This is a genomic window from Thiocapsa sp. (genome assembly GCF_018399035.1).
Classification (GTDB): Bacteria; Pseudomonadota; Gammaproteobacteria; order Chromatiales; family Chromatiaceae; genus Thiocapsa.
Map to the genome: position 1 here is coordinate 3,627,121 of NZ_CP073760.1, position 23,577 is coordinate 3,650,697.

General features: G+C 63.4%; 21 protein-coding genes and 3 pseudogenes. 18 read left to right on the plus strand and 6 right to left on the minus strand.

What is annotated here, in order from left to right; all coding sequences use genetic code 11:
- Window positions 1–496: 496 nt before the first annotated feature.
- From KFB96_RS16515 to KFB96_RS16535, 5 genes are all read left to right on the plus strand, one after another.
- Window positions 497–2,755, plus strand: coding sequence for a TonB-dependent copper receptor (locus KFB96_RS16515; RefSeq protein ID WP_213457322.1), 2,259 nt, complete (start codon window positions 497–499; stop codon window positions 2,753–2,755).
- 128 nt (window positions 2,756–2,883) lie between these two features.
- Window positions 2,884–3,279 carry a transcriptional regulator gene (locus KFB96_RS16520; RefSeq protein WP_213457321.1) on the plus strand — a complete coding sequence of 132 codons (396 nt, stop codon included), beginning with the start codon at window positions 2,884–2,886 and terminating at the stop codon, window positions 3,277–3,279.
- A gap of 414 nt (window positions 3,280–3,693) precedes the next feature.
- Complete coding sequence (locus KFB96_RS16525) at window positions 3,694–4,011, plus strand: PepSY domain-containing protein (protein ID WP_213457319.1); 318 nt, start codon at window positions 3,694–3,696, stop codon at window positions 4,009–4,011.
- Between the two features lie 197 nt (window positions 4,012–4,208).
- Window positions 4,209–4,871, plus strand: a complete 663-nt coding sequence (locus tag KFB96_RS16530; protein WP_213457317.1) for a response regulator transcription factor — start codon at window positions 4,209–4,211, stop codon at window positions 4,869–4,871.
- Window positions 4,868–6,202, plus strand: coding sequence for a sensor histidine kinase (locus KFB96_RS16535; protein WP_213457315.1), 1,335 nt, complete (start codon window positions 4,868–4,870; stop codon window positions 6,200–6,202). The genes KFB96_RS16530 and KFB96_RS16535 overlap by 4 nt, the downstream gene beginning before the upstream one ends.
- Before the next feature lie 227 nt (window positions 6,203–6,429).
- On the opposite strand, the gene KFB96_RS16540 is transcribed toward KFB96_RS16535, so the two are convergent.
- Both KFB96_RS16540 and KFB96_RS16545 read right to left on the minus strand, forming a co-directional pair.
- Entirely contained in the window at window positions 6,430–6,732 is a 303-nt protein-coding gene (locus KFB96_RS16540; RefSeq protein WP_213457313.1) for a hypothetical protein, read from the minus strand.
- A gap of 17 nt (window positions 6,733–6,749) precedes the next feature.
- The gene (locus KFB96_RS16545; RefSeq protein WP_213457311.1) at window positions 6,750–7,034 is read right to left on the minus strand and encodes a hypothetical protein; all 285 of its coding nucleotides are present in this window, start codon (window positions 7,032–7,034) and stop codon (window positions 6,750–6,752) included.
- 178 nt (window positions 7,035–7,212) lie between these two features.
- Between KFB96_RS16545 and KFB96_RS16550 the strand changes: the two genes are divergently transcribed.
- On the plus strand, window positions 7,213–7,494 hold the full coding sequence (locus tag KFB96_RS16550) for a transposase (protein WP_213457309.1): 282 nt from the start codon (window positions 7,213–7,215) through the stop codon (window positions 7,492–7,494).
- Between the two features lie 1,539 nt (window positions 7,495–9,033).
- Window positions 9,034–9,435, plus strand: a complete 402-nt coding sequence (locus KFB96_RS26900) for a DUF6399 domain-containing protein (RefSeq protein WP_300970500.1) — start codon at window positions 9,034–9,036, stop codon at window positions 9,433–9,435.
- 370 nt (window positions 9,436–9,805) lie between these two features.
- Here KFB96_RS26900 and KFB96_RS16560 read toward each other — a convergent pair whose 3' ends face one another.
- Together KFB96_RS16560 and KFB96_RS16565 are read right to left on the minus strand one after the other, a co-directional pair.
- Window positions 9,806–10,009 (minus strand): type II toxin-antitoxin system HicA family toxin, encoded by a 204-nt coding sequence (locus KFB96_RS16560; protein WP_213457306.1) that lies wholly within the window; start codon window positions 10,007–10,009, stop codon window positions 9,806–9,808.
- A gap of 117 nt (window positions 10,010–10,126) precedes the next feature.
- Entirely contained in the window at window positions 10,127–10,351 is a 225-nt protein-coding gene (locus tag KFB96_RS16565) for a toxin-antitoxin system HicB family antitoxin (protein WP_300970413.1), read from the minus strand.
- A 118-nt stretch (window positions 10,352–10,469) separates the two neighbouring features.
- Between KFB96_RS16565 and KFB96_RS16570 the strand changes: the two genes are divergently transcribed.
- The 6 genes and pseudogenes from KFB96_RS16570 (at window position 10,470) to KFB96_RS16590 (ending at window position 13,059) form a co-directional block, all read left to right on the plus strand.
- Window positions 10,470–11,003 carry a hypothetical protein gene (locus KFB96_RS16570; protein ID WP_213457305.1) on the plus strand — a complete coding sequence of 178 codons (534 nt, stop codon included), beginning with the start codon at window positions 10,470–10,472 and terminating at the stop codon, window positions 11,001–11,003.
- Window positions 10,952–11,083, plus strand: a pseudogene (locus KFB96_RS27605) (TolC family protein); the annotation flags it as partial. The gene KFB96_RS16570 and the pseudogene KFB96_RS27605, both read left to right, overlap by 52 nt.
- A gap of 280 nt (window positions 11,084–11,363) precedes the next feature.
- Window positions 11,364–11,483, plus strand: a pseudogene (locus KFB96_RS27610) (hypothetical protein); the annotation flags it as partial.
- Window positions 11,484–11,557: 74 nt separating this feature from the next.
- Window positions 11,558–12,244, plus strand: a pseudogene (locus tag KFB96_RS16580) (efflux RND transporter permease subunit); the annotation flags it as partial.
- Window positions 12,245–12,325: 81 nt separating this feature from the next.
- Entirely contained in the window at window positions 12,326–12,724 is a 399-nt protein-coding gene (locus KFB96_RS16585) for a hypothetical protein (protein ID WP_213457301.1), read from the plus strand.
- 32 nt (window positions 12,725–12,756) lie between these two features.
- Window positions 12,757–13,059 (plus strand): DUF3240 family protein, encoded by a 303-nt coding sequence (locus KFB96_RS16590; protein WP_213457299.1) that lies wholly within the window; start codon window positions 12,757–12,759, stop codon window positions 13,057–13,059.
- Here the strand turns inward: KFB96_RS16590 and KFB96_RS16595 are convergent.
- Window positions 13,056–13,982 carry a DNA ligase gene (locus tag KFB96_RS16595; protein ID WP_213457297.1) on the minus strand — a complete coding sequence of 309 codons (927 nt, stop codon included), beginning with the start codon at window positions 13,980–13,982 and terminating at the stop codon, window positions 13,056–13,058. The two genes, KFB96_RS16590 and KFB96_RS16595, sit on opposite strands and share 4 nt — an antisense overlap.
- Before the next feature lie 349 nt (window positions 13,983–14,331).
- On the opposite strand from KFB96_RS16595, the gene KFB96_RS16600 reads away from it, so the two are divergent.
- A complete protein-coding gene (locus tag KFB96_RS16600; protein WP_213457295.1) occupies window positions 14,332–15,765 on the plus strand; it encodes an FAD-dependent oxidoreductase in 1,434 nt (477 codons plus the stop codon).
- Between the two features lie 197 nt (window positions 15,766–15,962).
- Here the strand turns inward: KFB96_RS16600 and hemE are convergent, their stop codons facing one another.
- Window positions 15,963–17,027 (minus strand): uroporphyrinogen decarboxylase, encoded by a 1,065-nt coding sequence (hemE, locus tag KFB96_RS16605; protein ID WP_213457293.1) that lies wholly within the window; start codon window positions 17,025–17,027, stop codon window positions 15,963–15,965.
- Window positions 17,028–17,611: 584 nt separating this feature from the next.
- Between hemE and uvrD the strand changes: the two genes are divergently transcribed.
- The 4 genes from uvrD to hemW all read left to right on the plus strand — a co-directional run bounded on the left by uvrD (window position 17,612) and on the right by hemW (window position 23,479).
- Window positions 17,612–19,798 carry a DNA helicase II gene (gene uvrD / locus KFB96_RS16610; RefSeq protein WP_213457291.1) on the plus strand — a complete coding sequence of 729 codons (2,187 nt, stop codon included), beginning with the start codon at window positions 17,612–17,614 and terminating at the stop codon, window positions 19,796–19,798.
- A gap of 82 nt (window positions 19,799–19,880) precedes the next feature.
- The gene (locus KFB96_RS16615; RefSeq protein WP_213457289.1) at window positions 19,881–21,095 is read left to right on the plus strand and encodes a S1 RNA-binding domain-containing protein; all 1,215 of its coding nucleotides are present in this window, start codon (window positions 19,881–19,883) and stop codon (window positions 21,093–21,095) included.
- Between the two features lie 114 nt (window positions 21,096–21,209).
- A complete protein-coding gene (locus tag KFB96_RS16620; RefSeq protein ID WP_213457287.1) occupies window positions 21,210–22,295 on the plus strand; it encodes a TRAP transporter substrate-binding protein in 1,086 nt (361 codons plus the stop codon).
- The gene (hemW, locus tag KFB96_RS16625; RefSeq protein WP_213457284.1) at window positions 22,292–23,479 is read left to right on the plus strand and encodes a radical SAM family heme chaperone HemW; all 1,188 of its coding nucleotides are present in this window, start codon (window positions 22,292–22,294) and stop codon (window positions 23,477–23,479) included. Before KFB96_RS16620 ends, hemW begins: the two co-directional genes overlap by 4 nt.
- Window positions 23,480–23,577 lie beyond the last annotated feature (98 nt).

A 23,577-nucleotide genomic window follows, 5' to 3' on the forward strand; every position in this document is an offset into this window, starting at 1 on the left:
ATTTTATATTTTTTAATACTTTAAACCGCGCCGGCTCCAGCGGCTCTGAAACCCGCCTGGGCCGATCCCATCCAAAAACATCGCATACCGCACTGGGCGCGGTTTAAGCGACAATTCAGAAACAAGGCGAACACCTTGATGAACGCGTAGGTAGGGTAGAGCGTCAGCGAAACCCATCCTCCAAACCACCGCGCTGCCGGGTCTCGGTCCGAGGCCCTTGGCGCGGACTGGATGGGTTTCGCTTCGCTCTACCCATCCTACGTGTTTCGGTTGTTTTTGAATCGTTGCTAAAAGGAGCAGCCAGTGGGGTCTCCCGGATGACGTCACTGGACGGCCGAGCGAGACTTTGCGGGATATCGGGCACAGGCTCGGCGATATCACCTACTCTCTCCTGTCTCCGATCAGTAAAACCTCGAATCCCGGCAACCGGGGAAAGAACTTGGATAGGCTCCTCCGCCAATCGATTACACAGGCGAGACGCGCGGAGGCACATCCAATGAGCATAATAAGATTAAGGTCTTGGAGTCATCGACTCCCGAGCCAAGGCACGAACCCGGCGAGGCTCCAGGTCGCGAACGAGACAGGGATACGGCCGCCGAGAAGAGCGCCGCTCTGCAACCAGATCACCGCCGGGACCGGTGTCCTGATCGTCATGCTGGCGGGGCTCTCGGTCGCGCTCCGGGCCGAAACGGCGACCGCGCAAACCGCAGACGACGGCGGCGTGGTCCTGCCCGAGCTGGAGGTGACCGCGGACCGCCCGGATGACCTCCCGCCCGCGACCTTCGTCGCACCCATCGTCGAGGTCGCACCCGGCCTTCCGGCAGACGGCGGCGACCTCCTGCGCTCCGTCCCCGGCGTGAGCGGCTCGCGGATGGGCGGTTTCGGCATCGACCCCATCATCCGCGGCCAGACTGCCGGGCAGCTCAATATCCTGATCGACGGCGCCTATGCCTTCGGCGGCTGTCCCAACCGGATGGACCCGCCGACGGTCTATGTGGATCTGGACAACTACGACTCGGTCACCGTCATCAAGGGCTCGCAGACGGTCCGCTACGGCGGCGGCGGAACCGGCGGCACCGTCCTGTTCGAGCGCGACACACCCCGTTTCGAGCCCGGCGAGGTCTTCCGCGCACGCTTCACCGGCGGCATCACCGACAACTCGCACACCGGCAACCTGGGCGCCGACGTGACGGTCGGAACCCCCGAGGGCTTTGCCCGCGCCACCGGCCAGTATCGGACCGCGGACAATTACGACGACGGCAACGGCAACCCGGTGCGCAGTGCCTACAACACCGAAGGCGCCGGTCTGTCGCTCGGTCTCACCCCGAACGACGACACCCGTGCCGTTCTGAGCTACGACCACACCCACGACTGGGATGTCCTCTACGCCGGGGCCGGGATGGACGGCATCTACAGCGACAGCGACCAGTGGCGTCTACGGCTGGGTCAGGACACCCCGCTCGGCCCCTTCGCCGCGGTGAAGGCGGAGCTCTACAGCGTCTCGGTCGATCACCTGATGGACAACTACAGCCTCCGGCCACTCAACGCGATGTTCAAGATGCGTGCCCCCAGCACCGCCGATACCGCAGGCGGGCGTCTGACCGCCGATCTGGAAGCGATGGGCATGAATTGGACACTCGGGACCGACTATCTCCAGGTCGATCGCGACGCCACGCGCTTTTGGAACTACCGCTCCGCGGCGGTCGATGTCCCCAACTCGTATCTCTGGCCGGACGTGGTGAATTCAGACCTCGGCCTCTTCGTCGAGATTGAACGCCCTTTGACCGAGCAATCCCGACTCACCGCCGGGCTGCGCTACGACCGTACCGAGGCCAGCGTCTCGCGGTCGCGTGCCGCGCTTGTCCCCGTTGGCCCGGCCTGGGTGCGTTCCGCCGAGCAGTTGTATCGCGCCTACTATGGTATCGGCGCCGAAGACACGGACGAGGACAATCTGGGCGGATTCCTGACCTACGCGCACAACTTGAACGACGGCCTCTCCTTTTCGGTCGGGCTCAGTCGCACCCTGCGCTCGGCCGATGCAACCGAACGCTATATCGCCTCCAATGCCGCACCCTCGACGGTCGCGAGCAATCAACGCTGGGTCGGCAACCCGGGCCTTGATCCCGAGGCGCATCATCAGATCGGCGTGACGCTGGCCAAGGACGCCGAGCATTGGAACACCCAGCTCGATCTCTTTTACGATCGGGTCGACGACTACATCCTACGCGATCGCGCCCATGGCCAGCCGGGGATCTTGCTGGCCGACGGCACCTTCATCTATCGGAATGTCGATGCCGCGCTCACCGGCGGAGAATGGACCGGCTCGATCGAATTCGCCCGCCACTGGCGCGCCGGCGCCTCGCTCGCCTATGTCTACGCACAGAATCGCACCGATTCCACACCGATCGCCCAAACCCCGCCGCTCGGCGGCACCGTCAGCCTCGACTACCTCGCCGAACGCTGGTCCGTCGGCACCAGGTTGAACTGGAACGACACCCAGGACCGCGTGGACGACGCCCCCCTTACCGGAAGCGGTCTGGACGTCGGCCCGACGCCCGGCTGGTGGATCCTCGACCTCTATGGTCAGGCGCGGATCACCAAGTTCGCGACGCTCAGTCTCGGCGTGGACAATCTCTTCGATCGCGCCTACGCCTATGCCGTGAACCGCGCAAACGTCGATCCCTTCAACCCGGGTCCGGTGCAGGTCAACGAGCCTGGACGGCAGCTGTGGGCGCGGGCGTCGCTTGCATTTTGACGGGCCGAGCCACTCTTTCGGGATCGCCGGCGGCTCCGGGTGGTGGCTCACCGCATCGGCACTCACTAGGAATACAATGCCGTGGTCGCGGAAACCGTTGACACCGCCTAATCCACCAAGAGCACACCATGGACATCCGCCCGATTCACACCGAAGCCGATTACAAAGCGACCCTCGACGAAATCTCGGCTCTGATGGACGCTGATCCGGATTGGGGTACTCTCGAGGGCGATCGACTGGACATCCTGGCAACGCTCGTTCAGACATACGAAGGCAAGCACGCTCCCATCGATCCTCCCGACCCGATCGAGGCCATCAAATTTCGGATGGAGCAGAGTGGCCTGTCCGTCAAAGACCTGGAACCCCTCATCGGCAAGAGCAACCGGGTCTACGAAATTCTCAATCGCAAACGCCCGTTAACGCTCCCCATGATTCTCAGGCTGCACCGGCACCTCGGGATTCCCGCCGAGGTGCTGATCGCGGAGACGGGTGACCAGGTAAGTTACGATTCAGAAACAAGGTGAACACCTTGATGAACACGTAGGATGGGTAGAGCGACAGCGAAACCCCTCCAGCCCGCGCCAAGGGCATCGGACCGAAACCCGGCAACGCCACGGTTTGGAGGATGGGTTTCGCTGTCGCTCTACCCATCCTACATACTTCGATTTTTTTGAGTCGTTCCTAATCGAATCGTCAACGCAGCGGCAAAACGTATGACCTTGGCGTAACCTTGGAACGCCGAGGCGCTGACACACAACCCACCCGCGCTCACCTCCTCGCTCGATTTAAACTCCAGTTCAGCGCCAATTCAGTTTCGGGAACGAGACTGCATCCGGGTCGAAGACGACACATGGGTCGCCTTCGACCGAGTCGGCTTACTTTGCCTCCAAGGCGCAACGAGCGACCAAGAGCACCCATCCAAACCAAGGGGACCACTCATGCAGAGACTGCGGCTGACGGCCATCACCGTCGCGATTGGACTCCTGTCGGTCACGGGCGGCGCCTTCGCCGGTGATCGGCTCGACCACGACGAGATCAAACAACTGCGCGAGACCGGGCAGATCCTGCCGATGGGCGAGGTGATGGCCAGCGCCCAGACCGTGCAACCCGGCCAGCTCGTCGAGGCCGAGCTCGAGCGCGAGCGCGAGGACGGCGGCTATCTCTACGAGATCAAGATCCTGGCCGCGGACGGGACGGTCCACAAGCTTTATCTGGACGCCGCGACCGGTGAGGTCATTAAGCGGAAAGAGAAGTAATCCTTGCTGAACCGCGTCCGGCACAACATGCGCTCATGTACCCTTAGGCGACGTTCCGATCAACAACCAAGGCCGCGGCAGACGCGGTTCAGAATATTGAATTTGATGATCTTAAATCGCGTCGACTCCAAGGCTCTCCTGCTGCTCCAGAGTTGGAGAGCCGGGCCGACGCCGTTTGTCGCTCCGGACGCGATTTAATGCGCCTGCTGCTGGTTGAGGATGACCTGCCCCTCGCGGCCGAGCTGCACAAGGCGTTCAAGTCCTCCGGCTTTGTTCTGGATCACGCCGCCGACGGCGTCACGGGCGAGGCGCTCGGCGCCGGCGAGCCCTACGACGCCATCGTCCTCGATCTCGGGCTCCCCGGGCGGCCCGGATTGACGGTGCTGCGCAACTGGCGCGTGCGTGGCGTGACGACACCTGTGCTGGTGCTCACCGCTCGCGATGCCTGGCACGAGCGCGTCGACGGACTCAAGGCCGGGGCCGACGACTATCTCGGCAAGCCCTTCCACATGGAAGAGCTGATCGCGCGGCTCAATGCCCTGACACGACGCGCGGCGGGTAATCTGCGCAGCGGCCTGGAGGTCGGCGGACTTCGTCTCGACGAAGACCTACAGCGGGTCGTCCTTGCCGACGGCAGCACCCGGGAGCTGACCGGCACCGAGTTCAGGCTCCTCCGCTATCTGATGCTCAATCCCGACCGGATCCTCTCCAAGCCCAAGATCATGGATCATGTCTATGAGCTCGAGGCCGACCGGGGCAGTAATCTAATCGAGGTCTATGTGCGGCGTCTGCGCGAGAAGGTCGGCAAGGACCGCATCCAGACCCTGCGCGGTCAAGGCTATCTGTTCCCGCGCCGATGAGATCGCTGGAGGGTCGTCTTCAGCTCGGCTTGGCCGCCAGCCTGGTGGTCCTGATCGGGGCGGTCTGGTGGGTCGGTCACGCGGCCCTGCACCGCACCGCCGACGCCTTCGTGCTGTCGCGACTGGCGCACGATGCCGAGGCACTGGTCGGCGCCTTGGCCCGAAACGCGGACGGAGGACTCGAGCTCGGCCAGCAACGGCTGACGCCGGTCTACCGCCAGCCCTATTCCGGGCACTACTTCGTGATCGAGACCCAAGACGGGCAACGCATGCGATCGCGCTCGCTCTGGGATCAGGATCTCGCCGGTCGGCCGCTTGCAACGGGCGTGTCGGAATATTGGCGCGCCGTCGGCCCGGTCCGGCAGCGACTGCTGGTGCTGGGAGGCGGCTACCGGTTGGAGGGCGACGACTTCTCCCTTGCGGTCGCCGAGGATGTCACGCCGCTCGATCATGCCCTCGTGCACTACGAGCGGCTCTTCGCCGCGATGGCGCTCGGCGGGCTGATCCTGATGTTGCTGGTGCAGCGCTTCGTCGTCCGCCGGGCCTTCGCGACCCTGATCCATGTCTACCGCGACATCGGGCGTCTGGAGTCCGGCGAGACCGTCACCCTGACCGAGCAAGTGCCGAGCGAGATCCTCCCCCTGGTGCGCAAGCTCAACCGGTTGCTGCTGCTGTTCACCCAGCGCCTGGAACGCTCGCGGACCGCCGCGGGCAACCTGTCGCACGCGATCAAGGGTCCGCTCGGTCTGTTGCGACAACAGCTTCTCGACCCCGCGCTGTCGGTCGACCCGCAAATGCGTGAAGCACTGATCGAGCAGGTCGAGCGCCTGCACCGTCTCGCCGAGCGCCAGCTCAAACGCGCGCGCCTCGCCGGGGCCGGCGGGGCCGGACTGCGCTTCGACCCGAGCGAAGAGCTGCCGACCCTCGCCCGGCTCCTCGGCCGCATCCATGCCCCGAAGGCCCTCGACATCCAGCTCGACATCCGCACCTGCGGTCCGCTCGATGCCGACCGGGAGGACATGCTGGAGCTGCTCGGCAACCTGCTCGACAATGCCTGTAAATGGGCGAACGAGCGGGTGAGGTGCAGCCTACTGACGGAGGGCAAGACACTGGTCTTCAAGGTCGAAGACGACGGGCCCGGCTGCTCCGACACCGAGATCGCCGACATCACCGGTCGTGGGGTCCGACTCGACGAGGAGGTCAGCGGCCACGGACTCGGCCTGGCGATCGCCAAGGAGATCGTCGAGGGCTATCGGGGGCACATCGCCTTCGGTCGCTCGTCCGCGCTCGGTGGCTTGTGCGCAGAGGTCAGATTGCCGGTGCGTGAATGAGGCATCGACGGCGCGACAATACCATCGACGACGCCGACCGACGTCGAAGGCCCAACGGCGATCGCGACCCCAAGCCATGGAGCAACCTGAGCCGAACGTCGCTGGATGAAAACTTGCCTACTCATCTCTACCGAGCACGCTGCGGTCAGACGATCTAAACCGATTCGTTAGGTCAATGCTTGATTGCAAAACTTGACCCCAATGTTCCGTTCATGTTAGCCAACTATTCATCGGCCGTACTTTTCTTGGTATTCATTTTTCAGGTGAAGATATAACTCATGGAGCATAAGATACCCTTCATCTTCCTGGTCCGGGTATTCATTCTCATCGTTAAGAACCGCATCAAGAACATCTAAAATGCATTCTAAATCCCAACTATATAACGATATTGGTCTTACGCCTTTATAATTATCTATTCTTGTGTCTAGCCCAAATGCTTCAATCATATGCCAGGAGTGTCTTTGCAATTCGTCCAATTGCCTTCCTGATATCTTTATCTTTACAGGTATGTCTCTTTTTCCGGGCTTCATTTTCTTTTCACCGGCCGTTACTTTCTGTGATGTAAATAGTAAACGTTGACTTCAATTATCGTAAAGTTAAAAATCACAAGATGTATTTCAAGTCTTGGCGAATGGTCCCCAATGTAGCGGTCCCAATTTACTTTTCCATCGAAAAATAATACACCATCGGATAAATCACGTAGCTTATGAAAAACGGTTATCTCCCAACCGTAATCACCACTGATTTTTCCGCCGGTTGTAATCATCGTATTTCGGCTAAGGGCCAGTGAGCGAAAAGGGGCGAGGCTCAATTTCTGATAGGCCTTGTTCATAAGCCCGACCAAGGCCCACTGGACTGCTGGGATATCGGGGCCAAAGCCCTTGCATTATCAGAGTCTTGCCTTAGATGCTCGGCAAGCGACTCGCCCGGCGGACGGAGTTATGAACAAGCCCTTCTGATATGTTTTTGGCATGCCCCGCGGCGGCCCCGTCCATCTCGATGGAGTCCCATTGCAAACTGTGCAGCGGGGTCACAATCGTCAGCCGTACATTTTCGACGAACAGGACTACCATGCCTACCTGCAGTGGATCGGCCAGTCGCTGGCGCCCGAGCACTGCGCGCTCCACGCCAACGCACTGATGACCAACCACGTCCTTTTGCTGATCACGCCCGCAAGCGTCGGATCGATTCCGCAGGTCACTATCACTGTGCGACGCCGCTACGTGCAATACATCAACCACAGCTACCGGCGCACGGGTACCCCTGGAACAGCAGGTACAAATCCTACCTGATGTAGGCCGAGACTTATCTCTTTCGGATTCTGGTGACAGTTTACTCAAGATGGGCGTTGTTCATAAGCCCGTCCAAGTCCGAGTCCGGGGCTTGGTGACGGATGTGCGGGGATTTGGCAGGACCCTCGAAATTTCATACCCTTGGAAGTGCAAACTCACCGAGGGTTCGAAAAGATGTTCGAAGATCCTGCCGAGAGTGACTTTAGACCAAGCGCGGGTGCTGCGCTACCCGGACGTTCGAGACCGGGCCGGAGCATCGGCTCATGACGCGACGCACACGCTTGGAGCAAGCCGAGCACATCGCGGCGGCCGAAGCACGGCTGGCGGCGGGGGAGACGCAACGCGCCGTGGCCACCGAGATGGGTATTGCGCGCAGCACCTTGCGCGACTGGTGCGGGGAGGTTCCGCGCGGGGATCCGCCGACGGGCTTGACGGCCTTCGCACGCACCCCGGAGGGGATCGATTGGTTGCATCGGCTGGTGTTGGCGGCGCATTTCAGCATCACCTTGCGGGCGGCGGGCGGAACCCGGCTGGTGAGTGAGTTCCTGGAGCTGAGCGGACTGTCGGCCTTCGTCGGGGTCAGCGACGGCGCGCAGCACGCGCTCAATGTCGCCCTGGAAACGGCCGTGGTCGCGGTGGCCGCGGAGCAGCGCACGGCGCTTGCCGAGGGCATGCCGGCGCGTGCGGTGACGGTGTGCGAGGACGAAACCTTTCATCCGGGGATCTGCTTGGTCAACATCGAGCCGGTGTCGAACTTCATTGTCCTGGAGCAATACGCCGCGGATCGCACCGCGGCGACCTGGACCGCCGCGCTTCAGGACGCCTGCACGGGGCTCGCCGTGGAGGTGATCCAGAGCACCGCCGACGAGGCCAAGGCGCTGCGTCGCCATGCCGAGACGGACCTCCGTGCGCATCATTCCCCGGACCTCTTTCACGGCCAACACGAGGTCTCCAAAGCCACGTCCTTGGCGTTGGCGCGCGACGTGCGCCGGGCTGAAGCCGGCGTGGCGGCCGCGCAGGCGCATTGGGAGGCCGAGCGCGCGGCGCAGCAGGCATTCGAGGCGCGCATGCCCCGCCCGCTCGGGCGTCCACCGGCCTTCGAGACCCGCATTGGCGCCGCCCTGAGCGCGCTGGTCGCCGTGGAAGCCGAACGCGACCGCGCACGGGAGCGGCAGAGCGAGGCGCGCGCATTGATCCGCGAGCTCGGCGTGCTGTATCACCCGTATGATCCGGTGGATGGACAGACGCAGCCGGTGGAGCGCGTGGCGGCGCGCTTCACCGACGTCTGGACACGCCTGAAGGGATTGGCCGAGGCCGCCGAGCTGCCCGAGCGCGCTCGCGAACGCCTCGCCAAGGCCGAGCGCCTGACCGTGCAGTGGCTCGCCACGCTCGCGTTCTTCTTCGCCACCGTGACCGCCAGGGTCGAGGCCCTCGCACTATCCCCGGAGCTGGAAGCGGCGGTCCTCGAGCAGCTCATCCCCGGCATCTACCTCGAAGCGCGTCGCCGCCCGCAGCACCGCGGCCGAGACCCGACACCGCGTGCAGGCGGCGAGTACCGCGTTGCTCGACGTCCTGCGGCGCGCCGATCATCCGCTGCAGCGTCTCGCGCCCGAGGACAGCGCTCGGGTCGAACAGGTCGCCGGCGCTTGCGCCGATCTGTTCCAACGCAGCAGCTCCTGTGTGGAAGGACGCAACGGCCAACTGTCGCTGCATCATCACGGGCGTCATCGCTTGAGCGACCGCAGGCTCGCCGCGCTCACCGCCGTGCACAACTTCCACATCCGCCGTCCCGACGGCACGACCGCCGCCGAGCGCTTCTTCGGGCGGACACATCCCGCACTGTTCGAGGAGCTTCTCCTGCGTGTGCCCTTGCCGCCGCGACCCCGACGCCGACGGCCACGCCCGCCGAAACTACCCTATCTGATGCCGGTCGCGGCCTGATGGCGGTGGCCGGGATAATGAACAAGGCCCTCAAGATGGATTCTGCGACCGGTGCGATTAAGTAAACTGTCACCGGAATTCCCCTAGCCTGCAATAGGTTGTTGTGAGCGGCAAAGGGATCAGACCAGTCGGGGAGTACCTTTCTTTGCGATTTACGCAACCTCGCTCATGGGGCGAACCCGTGGCGCCGGGAGTGCCCGACCCTCCGCTTTGAAATGTTTTACGACATCCTGCACGACGTCGCAAAGCTCACCATAGAGAGCGATGGGATCGTCGCCATGTATGCCGGTTATCAGATCAGGGCACTTTCCAATGTACACTTGATCCTCATCGCTCCACTCCACCCATTTGTGGTATTTGTCGAAATCTTTCATTTGCTCACCGTTTCGATTGCCTGCGCGACCTGCTTTTCTTGGTAGCGTTTTGCGTCGTCACCGGTCTTGCCGCTTACGGTTACCGCACCCGCATACTTTGGATGGACAAATTTTCGGTGGGAGCCTTTGCCTGCGCCCGGGATCTCTTCGAAGCCTGCATCCCTGAGGGCCGTCAAGAGGTCACGAATTTTCTGGGGCATCGATTCGTCTGGTGAAACCACGGCGCGCCTCGGTCGGTGGACGCGGGCAACCGGATCGCTTGAGCCAAGCGCCCGGTTTGGCCCCGCACACAGGCGCCCACGGGAAGGCCCGGATCATCAGGGCCTCGAGACCGCGGCCTCGATGCGCTTGGCGATCCACTGATTCAGGCTTAACCCTTCGGCTTCGGCTCGCGCGGCGGCGCGACGATAGACCTCGGGCGTTAGCCGGAGCGGTATCCTGCCTTTGAAGGTGCGGTCGGGCTGCTCACCTCGTTCCGCGCAGTCCGCGGGAACAGGGTCCGTGAAGATCCGGGACAAGATCAGTCGCTGGCGTCGGTTCATCTGCCAACGATATCAGATCGCCATATCACGCCTAAACCGCTTTTGGATTCAGTATCGATTCAGTTTAACCCCCTAGTCTCTCCCTCGTGCCCACCTCACGCAGGTCGCGATCGGAGCCATGTCTCGTCCACTTCTCATCATCCCGTTGATCGGTCTGCTGCTGAGCGGTGCCGGCAGTGCCTCGGCGACGACACTCGCCGAGGCGGTCGGCGCCGCGCTGGCGCTTGCCGAGCAGACGCCGCGGGTGACGGCCGCCCGGCGGGAGGCAGATGCGATCCGCACCCAGGCAGGGAGTCTCGTCGCGCAAGATCCGGCGCTGCGGGTGAAGTATTTGTCCGACGAGCTGACCGAGGGCGGTGGCGCAAACGAATGGGAGGCGATGGTCGATCTGCCGCTCTGGCTGCCGGGTCAACGCGGTGCCCGTCGGGAGGTCGCCGGCGCGCTCGACACCCAGGCTGGCGCACTGGAGCGTCTGCTGCGGTGGGAGATGGCCGGGCGGGTTCGACAGGCCGCCTGGGAGGCCGCCTTTGCCGAGGGACGGTTGCGTCCGAGCAGACCCTGGCCAGCGCCGACTTCGAGCGTCTTGGCGCGGCCGAGGCCCTGTCCGTTGCCGAGCACCGACACGCGCTCGCGCAGGACGCCTTGCGTCTGATGCGCCGTGCCTTTGATCTCGGCGAGACCGATCTCGCCGAGCTGCTGCGTGCCGAGGAGCGCGCTCGCGAGGCGAGCATGGATCTGGAGCTGGTGGACGCCCAGAGTCAGTATCTGGAGTCATTGACGCGGCTCGAGCTGATCGAGACCGAGCTGGCCCGCGACCGGACCCTGTTTCAAGAAGGCGTGATCGCCGAGCGGCGTCTGCTGGAAAGCCAGTCCAAACAGCGCGAGCTGACGACGTTGGTCGAGCAGCGTCTTCGCCGGCAACGCCTATCTCTTCGTCTCACGGGACGGCGGATTCGAAGCGCTCCCGGATGTCTCCACCACCCAGGTGAAGATCATCGTGAAGGCGCCGGGGATGACGCCCGAGGAGGTGGAGACGCGCATCACCAATCGGATCGAGCTGGAGATGCTCGGCATCCCGAACCAAACGATGCTGCGCTCCATCGCCAAGTATGCCCTGACCGACATCACCCTGGATTTTACCGAGGGTACGGCTATCTTTTGGGCGCGCCAGCAGGTCTCCGAGCGGCTCGGCGCCATCTGGGGCGAGAGCGCACCGAGGGGCCGGTCGCCATCTCGCGCGAGCGCGGCAGTCGCATGGCGGTCGCCATCGCCAACGTCGACGGGCGCAACCTGGTGGGATTCGTCGCCGAGGCACGCGCGGCGGTCGCCGAGCAGGTCGAGCTGCCGCCCGGCTATCGGCTGGAATGGGGCGGCGAGTTCGTGAACCAACAGCGCGCCGCGGCCCGCCTGGCCTTGGTGGTGCCGGTGGCGCTGGTGCTGATCTTCCTGGTGCTTTTCTCGACCTTCGGCTCGGTGAAGCAGGCCGCCTTGGTCTTGTCGAACGTGCCCTTCGCCATGATCGGCGGCGTCTTCGCGCTGGCACTCACCGGTGAGTATCTCTCGGTGCCCGCCTCGGTCGGTTTCATCGCCCTGCTCGGCATCGCGGTGCTCAACGGCGTGGTGATGGTCGCCTATTTCAACCAGCTGCGCGCACTCGGCCGACCCATGCAGGAGGTGGTCGTCGAAGGGGCAAGACGGCGACTGCGCCCGGTGCTCATGACCGCGAGCATCGCCGCCTTCGGGCTGGTGCCGCTGCTCTTCGCGACCGGACCCGGATCCGAGATCCAACGCCCGCTGGCGATCGTGGTCATCGGCGGGTTGGTCTCGGCCACCCTGCTCACACTCATCCTGTTGCCGATCCTCTACCGTCGTTTCGGTGCGGAACGGGTCTAAACCGTCGAGGACGATGCACTCGTCTCGAATCGGGGCGACCCCGGACAACAGGGATTCATACTCTTGCGGAGGACAACAACCATGCTGAAATCAACCGTCAATGCACTCGCGGCAGTATTCCTGATGACCGCAGCGGTCATCCCGACCCATGCGGCCGATCTGAAGCTGCTCCTCGACGACACGACATCGGTCATCCCGACCGACGTCACCTATCGACTCTCGCCCGAAGGACTCGAGGTCGAGGGCTGGGTCGCAAAACGCTCTGCGCACACCGGGCGGATGCAGGGCCATGTCGAGATCCGGCTGCTTGACGAGACCGGCTCGGTGCTCGCGCAGAAAGACACCTACATGGTCCGTTATTCACCGACGCGATCCAATCCGCAGAAGGCCAGCTTCAGCACGCTGGTGCCCGAGGTCCCGCCCGGGACCGCGGCAATCGAGGTGGCGCACCGGGTCGGCAAGACTTCGGCCGAGCGCTGAGCGGAATATCACGCCCGATCGGAGACCGACACATGCCGCACCAAATGCTTCATCTCATTATCCCTCCGCCGGCCGAGGACGCACTCGTCGAGTGGCTGCTCGAGCGCGAGGACATCCCCGGCTTCACCAGCAGCGCGGTCTCCGGGCACGGCTCGTCGGAGCGCTCCATGACCACCGCCGAGCAGGTCGCCGGGCGCAGTCGGCGGGTGATGTTCATGCTGCTGCTCCCCGAGGAGACCGCACACGCGGTGCTCGCGGGATTGGGCGGCGAATTCGGGGGCAGCGGCATCCACTACTGGCGGGTACCGGCCATCGCCCAGGGTCGATTGGTTTAAAGGGTTTCGACCTGCCGCAGGAAGCTCGCGAAACGGGGCAGGCCGTTGTTCGTGCGCCCGTGGTACTTGAAGTTGACGACGCTGCCTACGGGCGGCGGGGCGTCGCGCTCGACATCGCTGAAACCGGTGCCGAGCCGAAATCGGGTGCCGTCCGCCTCCTCGACCACAAGGGAGCCCATCCGCCCTTCATGCCGCCCTCGGCCCGGAAGATGGGCGATCACCCGGGCGTCGGCTTCCAGATAGGGTTTGACCTTGAGGATGTCGGCCGTACGTCCGATGCGGTAAAGCGAATCGCGTCGATGCAACATCAAGCCCTCGCCCCCCGCGGCCACCACCTGCTCCAACGCGACCATCAAGGCGTCGTGATCCGCAACGCGGGTTTGCTCGACCAGCGCGAGGAAGGGGCTCGGCGAGGCCGCAACCAGCCCTCGCAACAGGTTCAGCCGGGTCTCGAAATCGCCCGGGTGGTCGGGCAGGTCGAACACCATGTAGCGGACACGACGCCAAGCGTCTTCATCCGGCTCGGATCGCCGCACCGTCCCCGACAGGAGCGCAAAGGTGCCGCGGCCCATCCACAGCTCTCCGTCGAGGACCGCCGCGGGAAAATCGGCCGTAAACCAGGCGGGCGCCGTGATCGGAATCCCGCCGCGCGTGATGAGACGGCGGCCGTTCCAGTAGCCGCGCACCCCGTCGAGCTTCTCGCTGAGCAGGTAACCGTCGAGATCGACACCGGGACGGTAGGCCTCCCCCAGCGCCAGGCCGGGCACCGTCTGCGTCGTCGACGACGCGCTCGCCGGGGCGCGCGTGGCCGTCGACACATCCCCCGCAGCGATCGCCTCCTCGGTCGTTGCGGCGGCCGGGCCGTGAAGCAGGCCGAGAAGAAGCAGGGAGAGCCCCCATCGAAGACTGGACCGGTGCGGCATCGATCACGTTCCGTTGATATTTCGATGGCGACACTGTAGCTCACATCAGCAGCTACAACAAATCAACATACACGAAATGATCATGACGCGATCTTAGTATCGGCGCTGCACCATGCGCATCAACGGACCACGCAGGCTCTCTACGACGCCCTGGAGCGTCGTCCGCTTGACCCTCCGCAAAAACCCGATGGTTTTACTCAATACATTAAATCCGTCCTGCTGCATTCTTTCCTGTGCGGACATGGGCTAACGTGACGGCATTGTTGCGCTGCACAAAAACGTCCCGACAACCTGTGGACGTTTGACCCGAGCGCTCGGCCTCACGGCCGCTTGTCAGGACCACAAGACCATGACTGCTTCGACTCACTACGACGTCCTCATCGTCGGTGCCGGCGTCACCGGTACTGCACTCCTCTATCAGCTGGCGAAATTCACCGACCTGAACCGACTCTGCCTGATCGAGAAATACGACAGCATCGCCACGGTCAACTCGCACGCGCACAACAACAGCCAAACCATCCACTGCGGCGACATCGAGACCAACTACACCCTGGAGAAGGCGCGCGCCATCAAGCGCACCGCCTACATGGTGATCAACTACGCAACCAAGCTCGCGCCGCGTGATCGCGACCGCATCATCCACCGGATGCCGAAGATGGTGCTGGGCGTGGGCGAGACCGAATCTCGCTACATCCGTGATCGCTACGAGCGCTTCAAGGGGCTCTATCCGCGCATGGAGCTGCTCGAGCGTAAGGACATCGCAGACATCGAGCCCAACGTCGCACTCGTGGACGGCACCTGGCGCAAGGAGAAGATCGTCGCCACCGGCACACCGGATGACTATTGTGCCGTCGACTTCCAGGCCCTGGCTCAATCCTTCTCGGCCGATTGCGTGCGACTGGACCGGCAAACCTCCAAGCAGATCACCCAGTTATTCTCGACCAAGGTCGATAAGATCCGCCGTGACGGTCCGGATTACGTCTTGGAGACCAACCGAGGCTTGTTGAAGGCACGAGCCCTCGTCGTCTGCGCGGGCGGACACTCGCTCTTGTTGGCGCAGGAGATGGGACTGGGATTGGAATATTCCTGTATGCCGGTCGCCGGGTCCTTCTATTTCGCCCCCGAGGCGCTGAACGGCAAGGTCTACACGGTTCAGAATCCGAGCCTTCCGTTCGCCGCGGTCCACGGCGACCACGACATCAAGGAGAGCGGCAAGACCCGTTTCGGGCCGACCGCCTTCATGCTGCCGATGCTCGAGCGCTACAACCGCGACAGCATCCCTGAGTTCTTCAAGGTCCTGAGGTTCGATCGCCAGGTTGCCGCGGCCTTCTGGGCCATGCTCAAAGAGCGCGATATCCGCCACTACATCCTACGCAACCTCCTCTACGAGGTGCCTGGTCTGAATCGCCATTTCTTCGTGCGCGAGATCCGCAAGATCGTCCCCTCGATCAAGGCGGCCGACATCACCTATGCCGAGCGCTTCGGCGGTCTGCGACCCCAGTTAATCGACAAGACCTCCGGCAAGCTGCGCATGGGCGAGGCCAAGATCACCAACGGGTCCGGTCTCATCTTCAACATGACCCCGTCGCCGGGCGGCACCAGTTGTCTCGGCAGCGGAGAGACCGACATGCGCTCGATCACGGCCTATTTGGGTGCCCGAATCAACGAGCAAGCCTTGGCGCGCGAGCTTCTGATGGGGTACGAGGATACGCGCGGGCAGGGAGACACGACTGCGGGGGTGGAGACGGAATCGGAAGCGGTACCGCTCGCCGAGGCGGTCTAAAATGAATCGCGTCCTCGAGGGCGTCTGCTTGGTTTGAGGGCGGTTTCATCCTCGGCACAACCTGAAGCGTTTCAGCGGGACGCGATTCAGAGGTTAAAAGCGAGGAAAGATGTCCTAAACCGCGTCTCCACCAAGGTCATGGGCTCGCGCAACCGCGAGCCCAATCAAAAAACATTCCCTTTCGTACCGGACGCGGTTTAGCCGTGGTAGGCGCGACTGAGCTCATGCACCGCCGCGACCATCGCCCCCGCGTGCTCCGGATTCACGTCCGGCGTGATCCCGTGTCCGAGATTGAAGACATGGCCCGGACCCTTGCCGTAGCTGGCGAGCACGCGCGCCACCTCTTCGCGGATCCGTTCGGGTGAGGCGTAGAGCGCGCAGGGATCGAGATTGCCCTGCAGCGAGACGCGGTCGCCGGTCAGGATGCGTGCGTCGGCCAGATCCGTCGTCCAGTCCACACCGAGTCCGTCGCAGCCGGTGTCGGCCATGTGATTCAGCCACTGACCGCCGTTCTTGGTGAAGAGGATCACCGGTACAGCGCGTCCCTCCGCCTCGCGGTTCAAACCCTCGACCACGCGCTGCATGTAGGCCAGAGAGAACTCGCGATAGTTGGCCGGCGCCAGTGCACCGCCCCAGGTATCGAAGATCATGGTCGCCTGCGCACCGCGGGCGATCTGGGCGTTCAGGTAAGCGACGACGGCATCCGCAGTCTTCGCCAACAGGGCGTGAAGCAGATCCGGACGGTCGAACATCATCCCCTTCACATGCGAGAAGTTCTTCGCACCGCCGCCTTCGACCATGTAGGTCGCGAGGGTCCAGGGGCTGCCCGAGAAGCCGATCAAAGGCACACGTCCGGCGAGCTCGCGTCGAATCGTCGACACGGCATCCATCACGTAACGCAGCTCGTCCTCCGGATCCGGCACGGCGATCCGTTCCACATCGGCCTGCGTGCGCACCGGCCGCTCGAAATGCGGCCCCTCGCCCTCGGCGAAATACAGACCCAGCCCCATCGCGTCCGGCACCGTGAGGATGTCCGAGAAGAGGATGGCGGCATCCAACGGAAAACGCTCCAAAGGCTGCAGCGTGACCTCGCAGGCGAGCTCCGGGTTCTTGCACAGATCCATGAAGCTGCCGGCCTTCGCGCGCGTTGCACGGTACTCGGGCAGATAGCGGCCTGCTTGGCGCATCATCCAAACCGGCGTGTATTCAACGGGTTCGCGCATCACTGCACGGAGGAAGGTGTCATTGATGAGTGGCGTCATGAAGCAGGACCTGGGCAGTCGAGGAAGAAGGAGTCTCGGTGGTTCGGGCGCCCATTCTACTACGGGTTGCGCTCGTGACGAGGTTGCGAAGGACGCAGCCGCCTAAGTCCGCCGCTTGGGTACTGACGGCAGGCCGCTTGGAAGGCCGAGCACCGACCGTTCGTCGGGGGCAGGACAAGGATCGACCGTCTGTATAAGTCTGTTCACGGTAGGATCCACAAGTCTGTGGATAAGGTGTGGTCATTTTGACGGCTTCTTTTTGCACACCGCTTACCCACAGGTTGGACAGGTCTCGGGGAACAGCCAAGAATAGGTTCAAGTCATTAATTTTTAGTCTATTTTAGACGCGGCCGAGTTATCCACAGCGCTTATTATAATTACTGTCTTTTTATTTAAACTATTTTGAATAAGGATCCGGCCGGAAAACCGGCCGATCCCGCTCGCATGGCTGCGATGATCATCCAACAGACTGAATAAATAGGGTTTTCGGCTGCAGCCCTGGGTCCGGCCTTACCCCCTCCCCGTTTGGAGCGAGCCGACAACAACACATGTCATGCCGGAGCGGGTTTAGTAGAATCCAGGCGATGGATGTCTCAGCCCTTCTCGATCCCCTCAACGACGCTCAGCGCGCGGCGGTCGCCGCAGAGTCCGGTAACCTGCTCGTACTCGCCGGTGCCGGATCCGGCAAGACCCGCGTCCTGGTCCATCGCATCGCCTGGTTGATCCAGGTGCAGCAGGTGCCGTCCTACGCCGTGCTGGCGGTCACCTTCACCAACAAAGCGGCGCGCGAGATGCGCGGTCGAATCGAGACCATGCTCGGCGTACCGATCGGCGGGATGTGGGTCGGCACCTTTCACGGGCTGGCCCATCGCTTTCTGCGCGCGCACTGGCAAGACGCGCAGCTCCCGCAGCATTTCCAGATCCTGGATTCGGACGACCAATTCCGTCTGATCAAGCGGATCCTCAAGGCGATGCAGCTCGACGAGGCCCGTTGGCCGCCGCGTCAGGTGCAGGGCTACATCAACAAACAGAAGGACGAGGGTCTGCGGCCGAATCACCTGGACGGCGGCGGTGATTTCTTCACGGACAAGATGATCACGGTCTATCGTCAGTACGAAGAGGAGCGCGCACGCTCGGGCCTGCTCGACTTCGCCGATCTGCTGCTCAAGACGTTGGAGCTGCTGCGCGAGCGTCCGGATATCCTGGGGCACTATCAGCGACGCTTTGCCCATATCCTGGTCGACGAGTTTCAGGACACCAACGCCATCCAGTACGCCTGGCTGCGTTTGCTCGCCGGGGCGAACGACAACCTCTTCGCCGTCGGCGACGACGATCAGTCCATCTACGGCTGGCGCGGCGCAAAGGTTGAAAATATCCAATCCTTTCAGCGCGATTATCCCAACACGCAGGTCATCCGGCTGGAGCAGAATTACCGTTCGAGCGGCAATATTCTGGCCGCGGCCAACGCCCTGATCGCCCACAACCCGACCCGTCTCGGCAAGAACCTCTGGACCCAAGACGGCGAGGGTGAGCCGATCCGACGCTATACGGCCTTCAACGAGGTCGACGAGGCGCGTTTCGTCGTGGAGCGGATCCGCCGCTTCACCCAGAGCGAGGGTCATCGGCGCGACGAGTGCGCCATCCTCTATCGCACGACCGCCCAATCACGCCTGTTCGAGGAGGCGCTGATCCAGGCGCAGATCCCCTATCGGGTCTACGGTGGACTGCGGTTCTTCGAGCGCGCCGAGATCCGCGATGCACTCGGCTATCTGCGCCTGGTCGCCAATCCGGACGACGATGCCGCCTTCGAGCGCGTGGTCAACACACCCAACCGGGGCATCGGCGCCCGTACCCTGGATTTGTTGCGCCAGCAGGCGCGCGAGACACGGGTCTCGCTCTGGCGGGCGGCGGGCGATCTGACCGGGACCTCGGTCCTGGGTCCGAGGGGCGGTGCCGCACTGCTCGGCTTTATCGATCTGGTCAGGGATCAACGGCGCGCGCGGGAGGGTCTGCCGTTGCACGCGCTGGTGACTGCCTTGATCGAAGCGGCCGGCTTGCCTGATTTCTACAAAAAGAACAAGGACGGCAAGGGCCAGGATCGGGTGGAGAACCTGGAGCAGTTGGTCGACACGGCCGCGCGCTTCGAGGAGGACCTGCACGAGGAAGAGACCGACGCGCTTGCGGTCTTTCTCGCGCATGCCGCTCTCGAGGCAGGCGATACCCAAGCCGACGGCTTCGAGGACAGCGTCCAGCTCATGACCCTGCACAGCGCCAAGGGCCTGGAGTTTCCGGTCGTCTTTCTGGTCGGGCTGGAGGAAGGTCTCTTCCCCCACAGTCTTTCGGCCGAGGATCCGAGCCGGCTCGAAGAGGAACGTCGACTCTGCTATGTCGGCATGACACGCGCGATGCGCGAGCTCTATGTGACCCACGCCGAGAGCCGGCGGCTTTACGGTCGGGAGGAGTCCCCGTTGCCCTCTCGGTTCCTGCGCGAGGTCCCGCCGGGATTGGTCGAGGAGGTCAGGGCCCGCAGCACCGCTCGCCGCACGACCTCGAGTCCGGGTCCGATCCGGAGTCCGAGCCTGGCGTCGATGTCGAGCGGCGATGCCGGTCTGTTTAGGCTCGGCCAACGCGTCGTCCACCCGAAATTCGGCGAGGGCGTGGTCCTGAACAGCGAGGGTCGCGGCGCTGCGGCACGAATCCAGGTCAATTTTCAGAAGGCCGGAGCCAAATGGCTGGTTCTGGCTTATGCTCGGCTCGAGCCTGCAGGTTGACGCGCTGTGCTCGGGCTCGACACATCTCACTCCGGACGCGGTCTAGCCGCGACCCTCAACCCGACGACGGCACTCCGCAATCATGTCCGAACCCAGCTTTGAAGACCTCCTCAAGCAATTCGACCAAACCCATCCGCAGTCCGGTGCCGGGGGGGCGGCCGTCGGCGACAAGGTGCGGGGTGTCGTGGTGTCGATCGGCGAAGAGTTCGCCTTCGTCGATCTAGGCGGCAAATCGGAAGGTCGTCTCGAGGTTTCCGTCCTCAAGGATGCGGAGGGCCATCTGAAGTCCGCCGTCGGCGACACCATCGAGACGCATGTCACCGGCAAGGACGAAGACTCGGGGATGCTGCTGCTCGGCAGCCAGCACGGTCATCGCTATCACGGTATCGAGGAGGTCGAGGGTGCCTATCGGCAGGGGTTGCCGGTGCAAGGTCAGGTCAGCGCGGCCGTCAAAGGCGGCGTCGAGGTTCAGGTCGCGGGGGTGCGTGCCTTCTGTCCGGCCTCTCAGGTCGACATCCGCTTCATCGAAGACCTCTCCGAGCTGGTCGGCCAGCGCTTGGATTTCCGCATCACCAAGTTCGAGGGCGGCCGACGTCCGAATCTGGTCCTGTCGCGCAAGGTCCTGCTCGAAGAGGAGCAACGTCAACGCGCCGAGGAGACCCGTGCGCAACTGCACGAAGGTGCCGTGCTGTCGGGGGTCGTCACCTCGCTGAAGGACTACGGGGCGTTCGTGGATATCGGCGGTCTCGAGGGCATGATCCATATCAGTCAATTGGCCTTCGGTCATGTCAAGCATCCCAGCGAGATCCTCAGCATCGGCCAGCCGGTCGAGGTCTCGGTCCTGCGTATCGAGCCGGCGAGCGGTCCGAAAAACCGGGAGAAGATCGCGCTCTCGATCCGCGCACTCGCCCGCGATCCCTGGCAGGAGGCGGCGAACAGCTTCCCCGTCGGTCAGCGCGTGAGCGGCAGGGTGAGTCGACTGCAACCCTTCGGTGCTTTCGTCGAGCTCGCCCCCGGGATCGACGGCCTGGTCCATATCAGCGAGCTCGGCGCCGGGCGCCGCGTGAACCATCCGAGCGAGGTGCTGAACGTCGGCGACCCTGTCGAGGCAACCGTCCTGGGAGTGGATTCCGAGCGACGTCGGATCAGCCTATCGCTGGACGAGACCAAAGCCGGCGAAGCCGGCTGGCAGGCGCCGGCCTCCATACCCGGCGCGCCGGCCGCCGAGGCGCCCGAGAAGACCATGGGCAGCTTCGGCGCGCTTCTGCAGGCGTCGTTGAAAAAAGGCCAATCGTAAACGTCTCATCGGGTCATTGCGGACGCGCAGCGCCGTCAGGGACCGAACCGGCGTTCCGCCCTCGGTCCCTGATTCCGACAAGTAAAACATCAACAAGCAGACTGGAGGACGGGGATGCAACGCCGCGATTTCATCAAAGGGGTTGGTGCCGGCTCGTTGGCGGTCGGGGCGCTGGGCGGCGGCATGGGTTCGGCTCATGCCAAGGCCGAATACAAGTGGAAGATGGTCACGACCTGGCCGAAAAACTTCCCGGGTCTCGGCACGGGGGCAAACAATCTCGCTGCCTTGATCGGCGAGATGAGCGGCGGTCGGATCGAGGTGAAGGTCTTCGGTGCCGGCGAGCTGGTTCCCGCGTTCGAGATTTTCGATGCGGTCTCGCGCGGGACCGCCGAGATGGGCCACGGCTCGGCCTATTATTGGAAAGGCAAGAGCGAGGCCGCTCAATTCTTCTCCACCGTGCCTTTCGGCCTGACCGCGCAGGAGATGAACGGCTGGATCTACCATGGCGGCGGGATCGAGCTCTGGAACGAGCTTTACGCGCGGTTCGGCTTGGTGCCCGCGCCCGCGGGGAACACCGGCGTGCAGATGGGCGGTTGGTTCAACAAGGAGATCAACTCGGTCGAGGATCTGAAAGGCCTGAAGATGCGCATCCCCGGGCTCGGCGGCGAGGTGCTGGCGCGGGCCGGCGGCACCCCGGTCAACCTTCCCGGAGGGGAGCTCTTCACCGCATTGCAGAACGGTACGATCGATGCCACCGAGTGGGTCGGACCTTACAACGACCTGGCCTTCGGTCTCTACAAGGCGGCCAAGTATTACTACTATCCGGGTTGGCATGAGCCGGGCACCATCCTGGAGGCGATGATCAACAAGAAGGTCTACGACGGGCTACCGGCGGATCTGCAATCCATCGTCATGAACGCCTGCAAGGTGGTCAATCAGGACATGCTCGCCGAGTACACCGCGCGCAACCCCGTCGCGCTTCAGACGCTCATCACCAAGCACAACGTCGAGTTGCGACGGTTTCCGAACGACGTCATCCGCAAATTGCGGACACTCTCGGAGGAGGTCGTCGCCGAGATCGCGCAGAAGGACGAGTTCTCCTCCAAGGTCTACAGCTCGTACAAAAAATTCCTCAGCCAAAGCAAGGGGTGGAGCGGGATCGGGGAGTTGACCTACCTGCAGGCACGCGATCAGGCGTGACCGAATCCGCGAGCAGCGGCGGCGCGCCGGCGTTGCCGCTTGCGCTTTACGTGCATACCCCCTGGTGCGTCAGCAAATGTCCCTACTGCGATTTCAACTCGCATGCCGCGCACACCCCGCCGTTTGCACACTATGTGACACGCCTGCTGGCGGATCTGGACCTGGAGCTTGATCGGCCCGGTGCACGACGGCCGCTAAGCTCCGTATTCATCGGCGGCGGAACCCCCAGCCTGTTTCCCGGCCCGGCCGTGCGACGACTGCTCGACGGGATTCGGGAGCGCGCGGACCTGCTCCCCGAGATCGAGATCACCCTGGAGGCGAATCCGGGCACGCGTGATGCGGCCCGTTTCGCGGATTACCGCGAGGCGGGGGTCAATCGGCTCTCGATCGGGGTTCAGAGCCTTTCGGCCGCCCGCTTGCGTGCGCTTGGACGGATCCATGGACCCGACGAGGTTTACGAGACCCTGCGGATGGCCCGCGCGGCCGGTTTCGACAATATCAATCTGGACATGATGTTTGCCCTTCCCGAGCAGGACCTCGCATCGGCGAAGCAGGATCTTGAAGTGCTGATCGCTCTGGAACCCGAGCACATCTCCTACTATCAACTCACGCTCGAGCCCAACACGGCGTTTCATGCGCACCCGCCTCCCGTGCCGGATCCCGACCTGGCCGCCGACATCGGCGAGCAGGGCCTCGAGGACCTGGCGCGGGCCGGCTACCGTCAATACGAGGTCTCCGCCCATGCGCGGGTCGGAGCGCGCTGTCGCCACAACCTCAACTATTGGGAGTTCGGCGACTATCTCGGGATCGGTGCGGGCGCCCACGGCAAGCTCACGCAGGAGAGCCCGGGGCGAGGCGCCCTGCAGGTGTCGCGAACCGCGAAACACCGTCATCCCGCGGCCTACCTGAACGCCTCCACGGACACCTTGGTCAGCAGCACGCGCAATCTGGACGAGCAGGATCTGATTTTCGAGTTTGCACTCAATGCACTGCGTCTCAGCGAGGGATTCACGTGCGCTCTCTTCACCCGCACCACGGGACTGCCTTGGTCGTGTATCTCGAACATCCTCCGAGACGCAGAGCGCGACGGCATGGTCCGGATCCTTGCCGACCGCGTCGAGCCCACCGACCGGGGTCGTCGTTTCCTCGACGACCTTGTCGCGCGCTTTGCGCCGGGGTCTTGAGCACCGCCTGTGCGCTGAGCCTGGGTCAGACAAAGATGGCCGAGCTGCAACATCAGGTTGCGGGGTTGTATCCGGGGTTGTATCCTACCGCGTTCCAT

What these genes read in the sequence shown, in the direction of transcription:
- KFB96_RS16515 (WP_213457322.1), top strand. Translation starts at nt 497, where the DNA reads ATGAGCATAATAAGATTAAGGTCTTGGAGTCATCGACTCCCGAGCCAA.
- KFB96_RS16520 (WP_213457321.1), top strand. Translation starts at nt 2,884, where the DNA reads ATGGACATCCGCCCGATTCACACCGAAGCCGATTACAAAGCGACCCTC.
- KFB96_RS16525 (WP_213457319.1), top strand. Translation starts at nt 3,694, where the DNA reads ATGCAGAGACTGCGGCTGACGGCCATCACCGTCGCGATTGGACTCCTG.
- KFB96_RS16530 (WP_213457317.1), top strand. Translation starts at nt 4,209, where the DNA reads ATGCGCCTGCTGCTGGTTGAGGATGACCTGCCCCTCGCGGCCGAGCTG.
- KFB96_RS16535 (WP_213457315.1), top strand. Translation starts at nt 4,868, where the DNA reads ATGAGATCGCTGGAGGGTCGTCTTCAGCTCGGCTTGGCCGCCAGCCTG.
- KFB96_RS16540 (WP_213457313.1), bottom strand. Translation starts at nt 6,732, where the DNA reads ATGAAGCCCGGAAAAAGAGACATACCTGTAAAGATAAAGATATCAGGA.
- KFB96_RS16545 (WP_213457311.1), bottom strand. Translation starts at nt 7,034, where the DNA reads ATGAACAAGGCCTATCAGAAATTGAGCCTCGCCCCTTTTCGCTCACTG.
- KFB96_RS16560 (WP_213457306.1), bottom strand. Translation starts at nt 10,009, where the DNA reads ATGCCCCAGAAAATTCGTGACCTCTTGACGGCCCTCAGGGATGCAGGC.
- KFB96_RS16565 (WP_300970413.1), bottom strand. Translation starts at nt 10,351, where the DNA reads ATGAACCGACGCCAGCGACTGATCTTGTCCCGGATCTTCACGGACCCT.
- KFB96_RS16570 (WP_213457305.1), top strand. Translation starts at nt 10,470, where the DNA reads ATGTCTCGTCCACTTCTCATCATCCCGTTGATCGGTCTGCTGCTGAGC.
- KFB96_RS16585 (WP_213457301.1), top strand. Translation starts at nt 12,326, where the DNA reads ATGCTGAAATCAACCGTCAATGCACTCGCGGCAGTATTCCTGATGACC.
- KFB96_RS16590 (WP_213457299.1), top strand. Translation starts at nt 12,757, where the DNA reads ATGCCGCACCAAATGCTTCATCTCATTATCCCTCCGCCGGCCGAGGAC.
- KFB96_RS16595 (WP_213457297.1), bottom strand. Translation starts at nt 13,982, where the DNA reads ATGCCGCACCGGTCCAGTCTTCGATGGGGGCTCTCCCTGCTTCTTCTC.
- KFB96_RS16600 (WP_213457295.1), top strand. Translation starts at nt 14,332, where the DNA reads ATGACTGCTTCGACTCACTACGACGTCCTCATCGTCGGTGCCGGCGTC.
- hemE (WP_213457293.1), bottom strand. Translation starts at nt 17,027, where the DNA reads ATGACGCCACTCATCAATGACACCTTCCTCCGTGCAGTGATGCGCGAA.
- uvrD (WP_213457291.1), top strand. Translation starts at nt 17,612, where the DNA reads ATGGATGTCTCAGCCCTTCTCGATCCCCTCAACGACGCTCAGCGCGCG.
- KFB96_RS16615 (WP_213457289.1), top strand. Translation starts at nt 19,881, where the DNA reads ATGTCCGAACCCAGCTTTGAAGACCTCCTCAAGCAATTCGACCAAACC.
- KFB96_RS16620 (WP_213457287.1), top strand. Translation starts at nt 21,210, where the DNA reads ATGCAACGCCGCGATTTCATCAAAGGGGTTGGTGCCGGCTCGTTGGCG.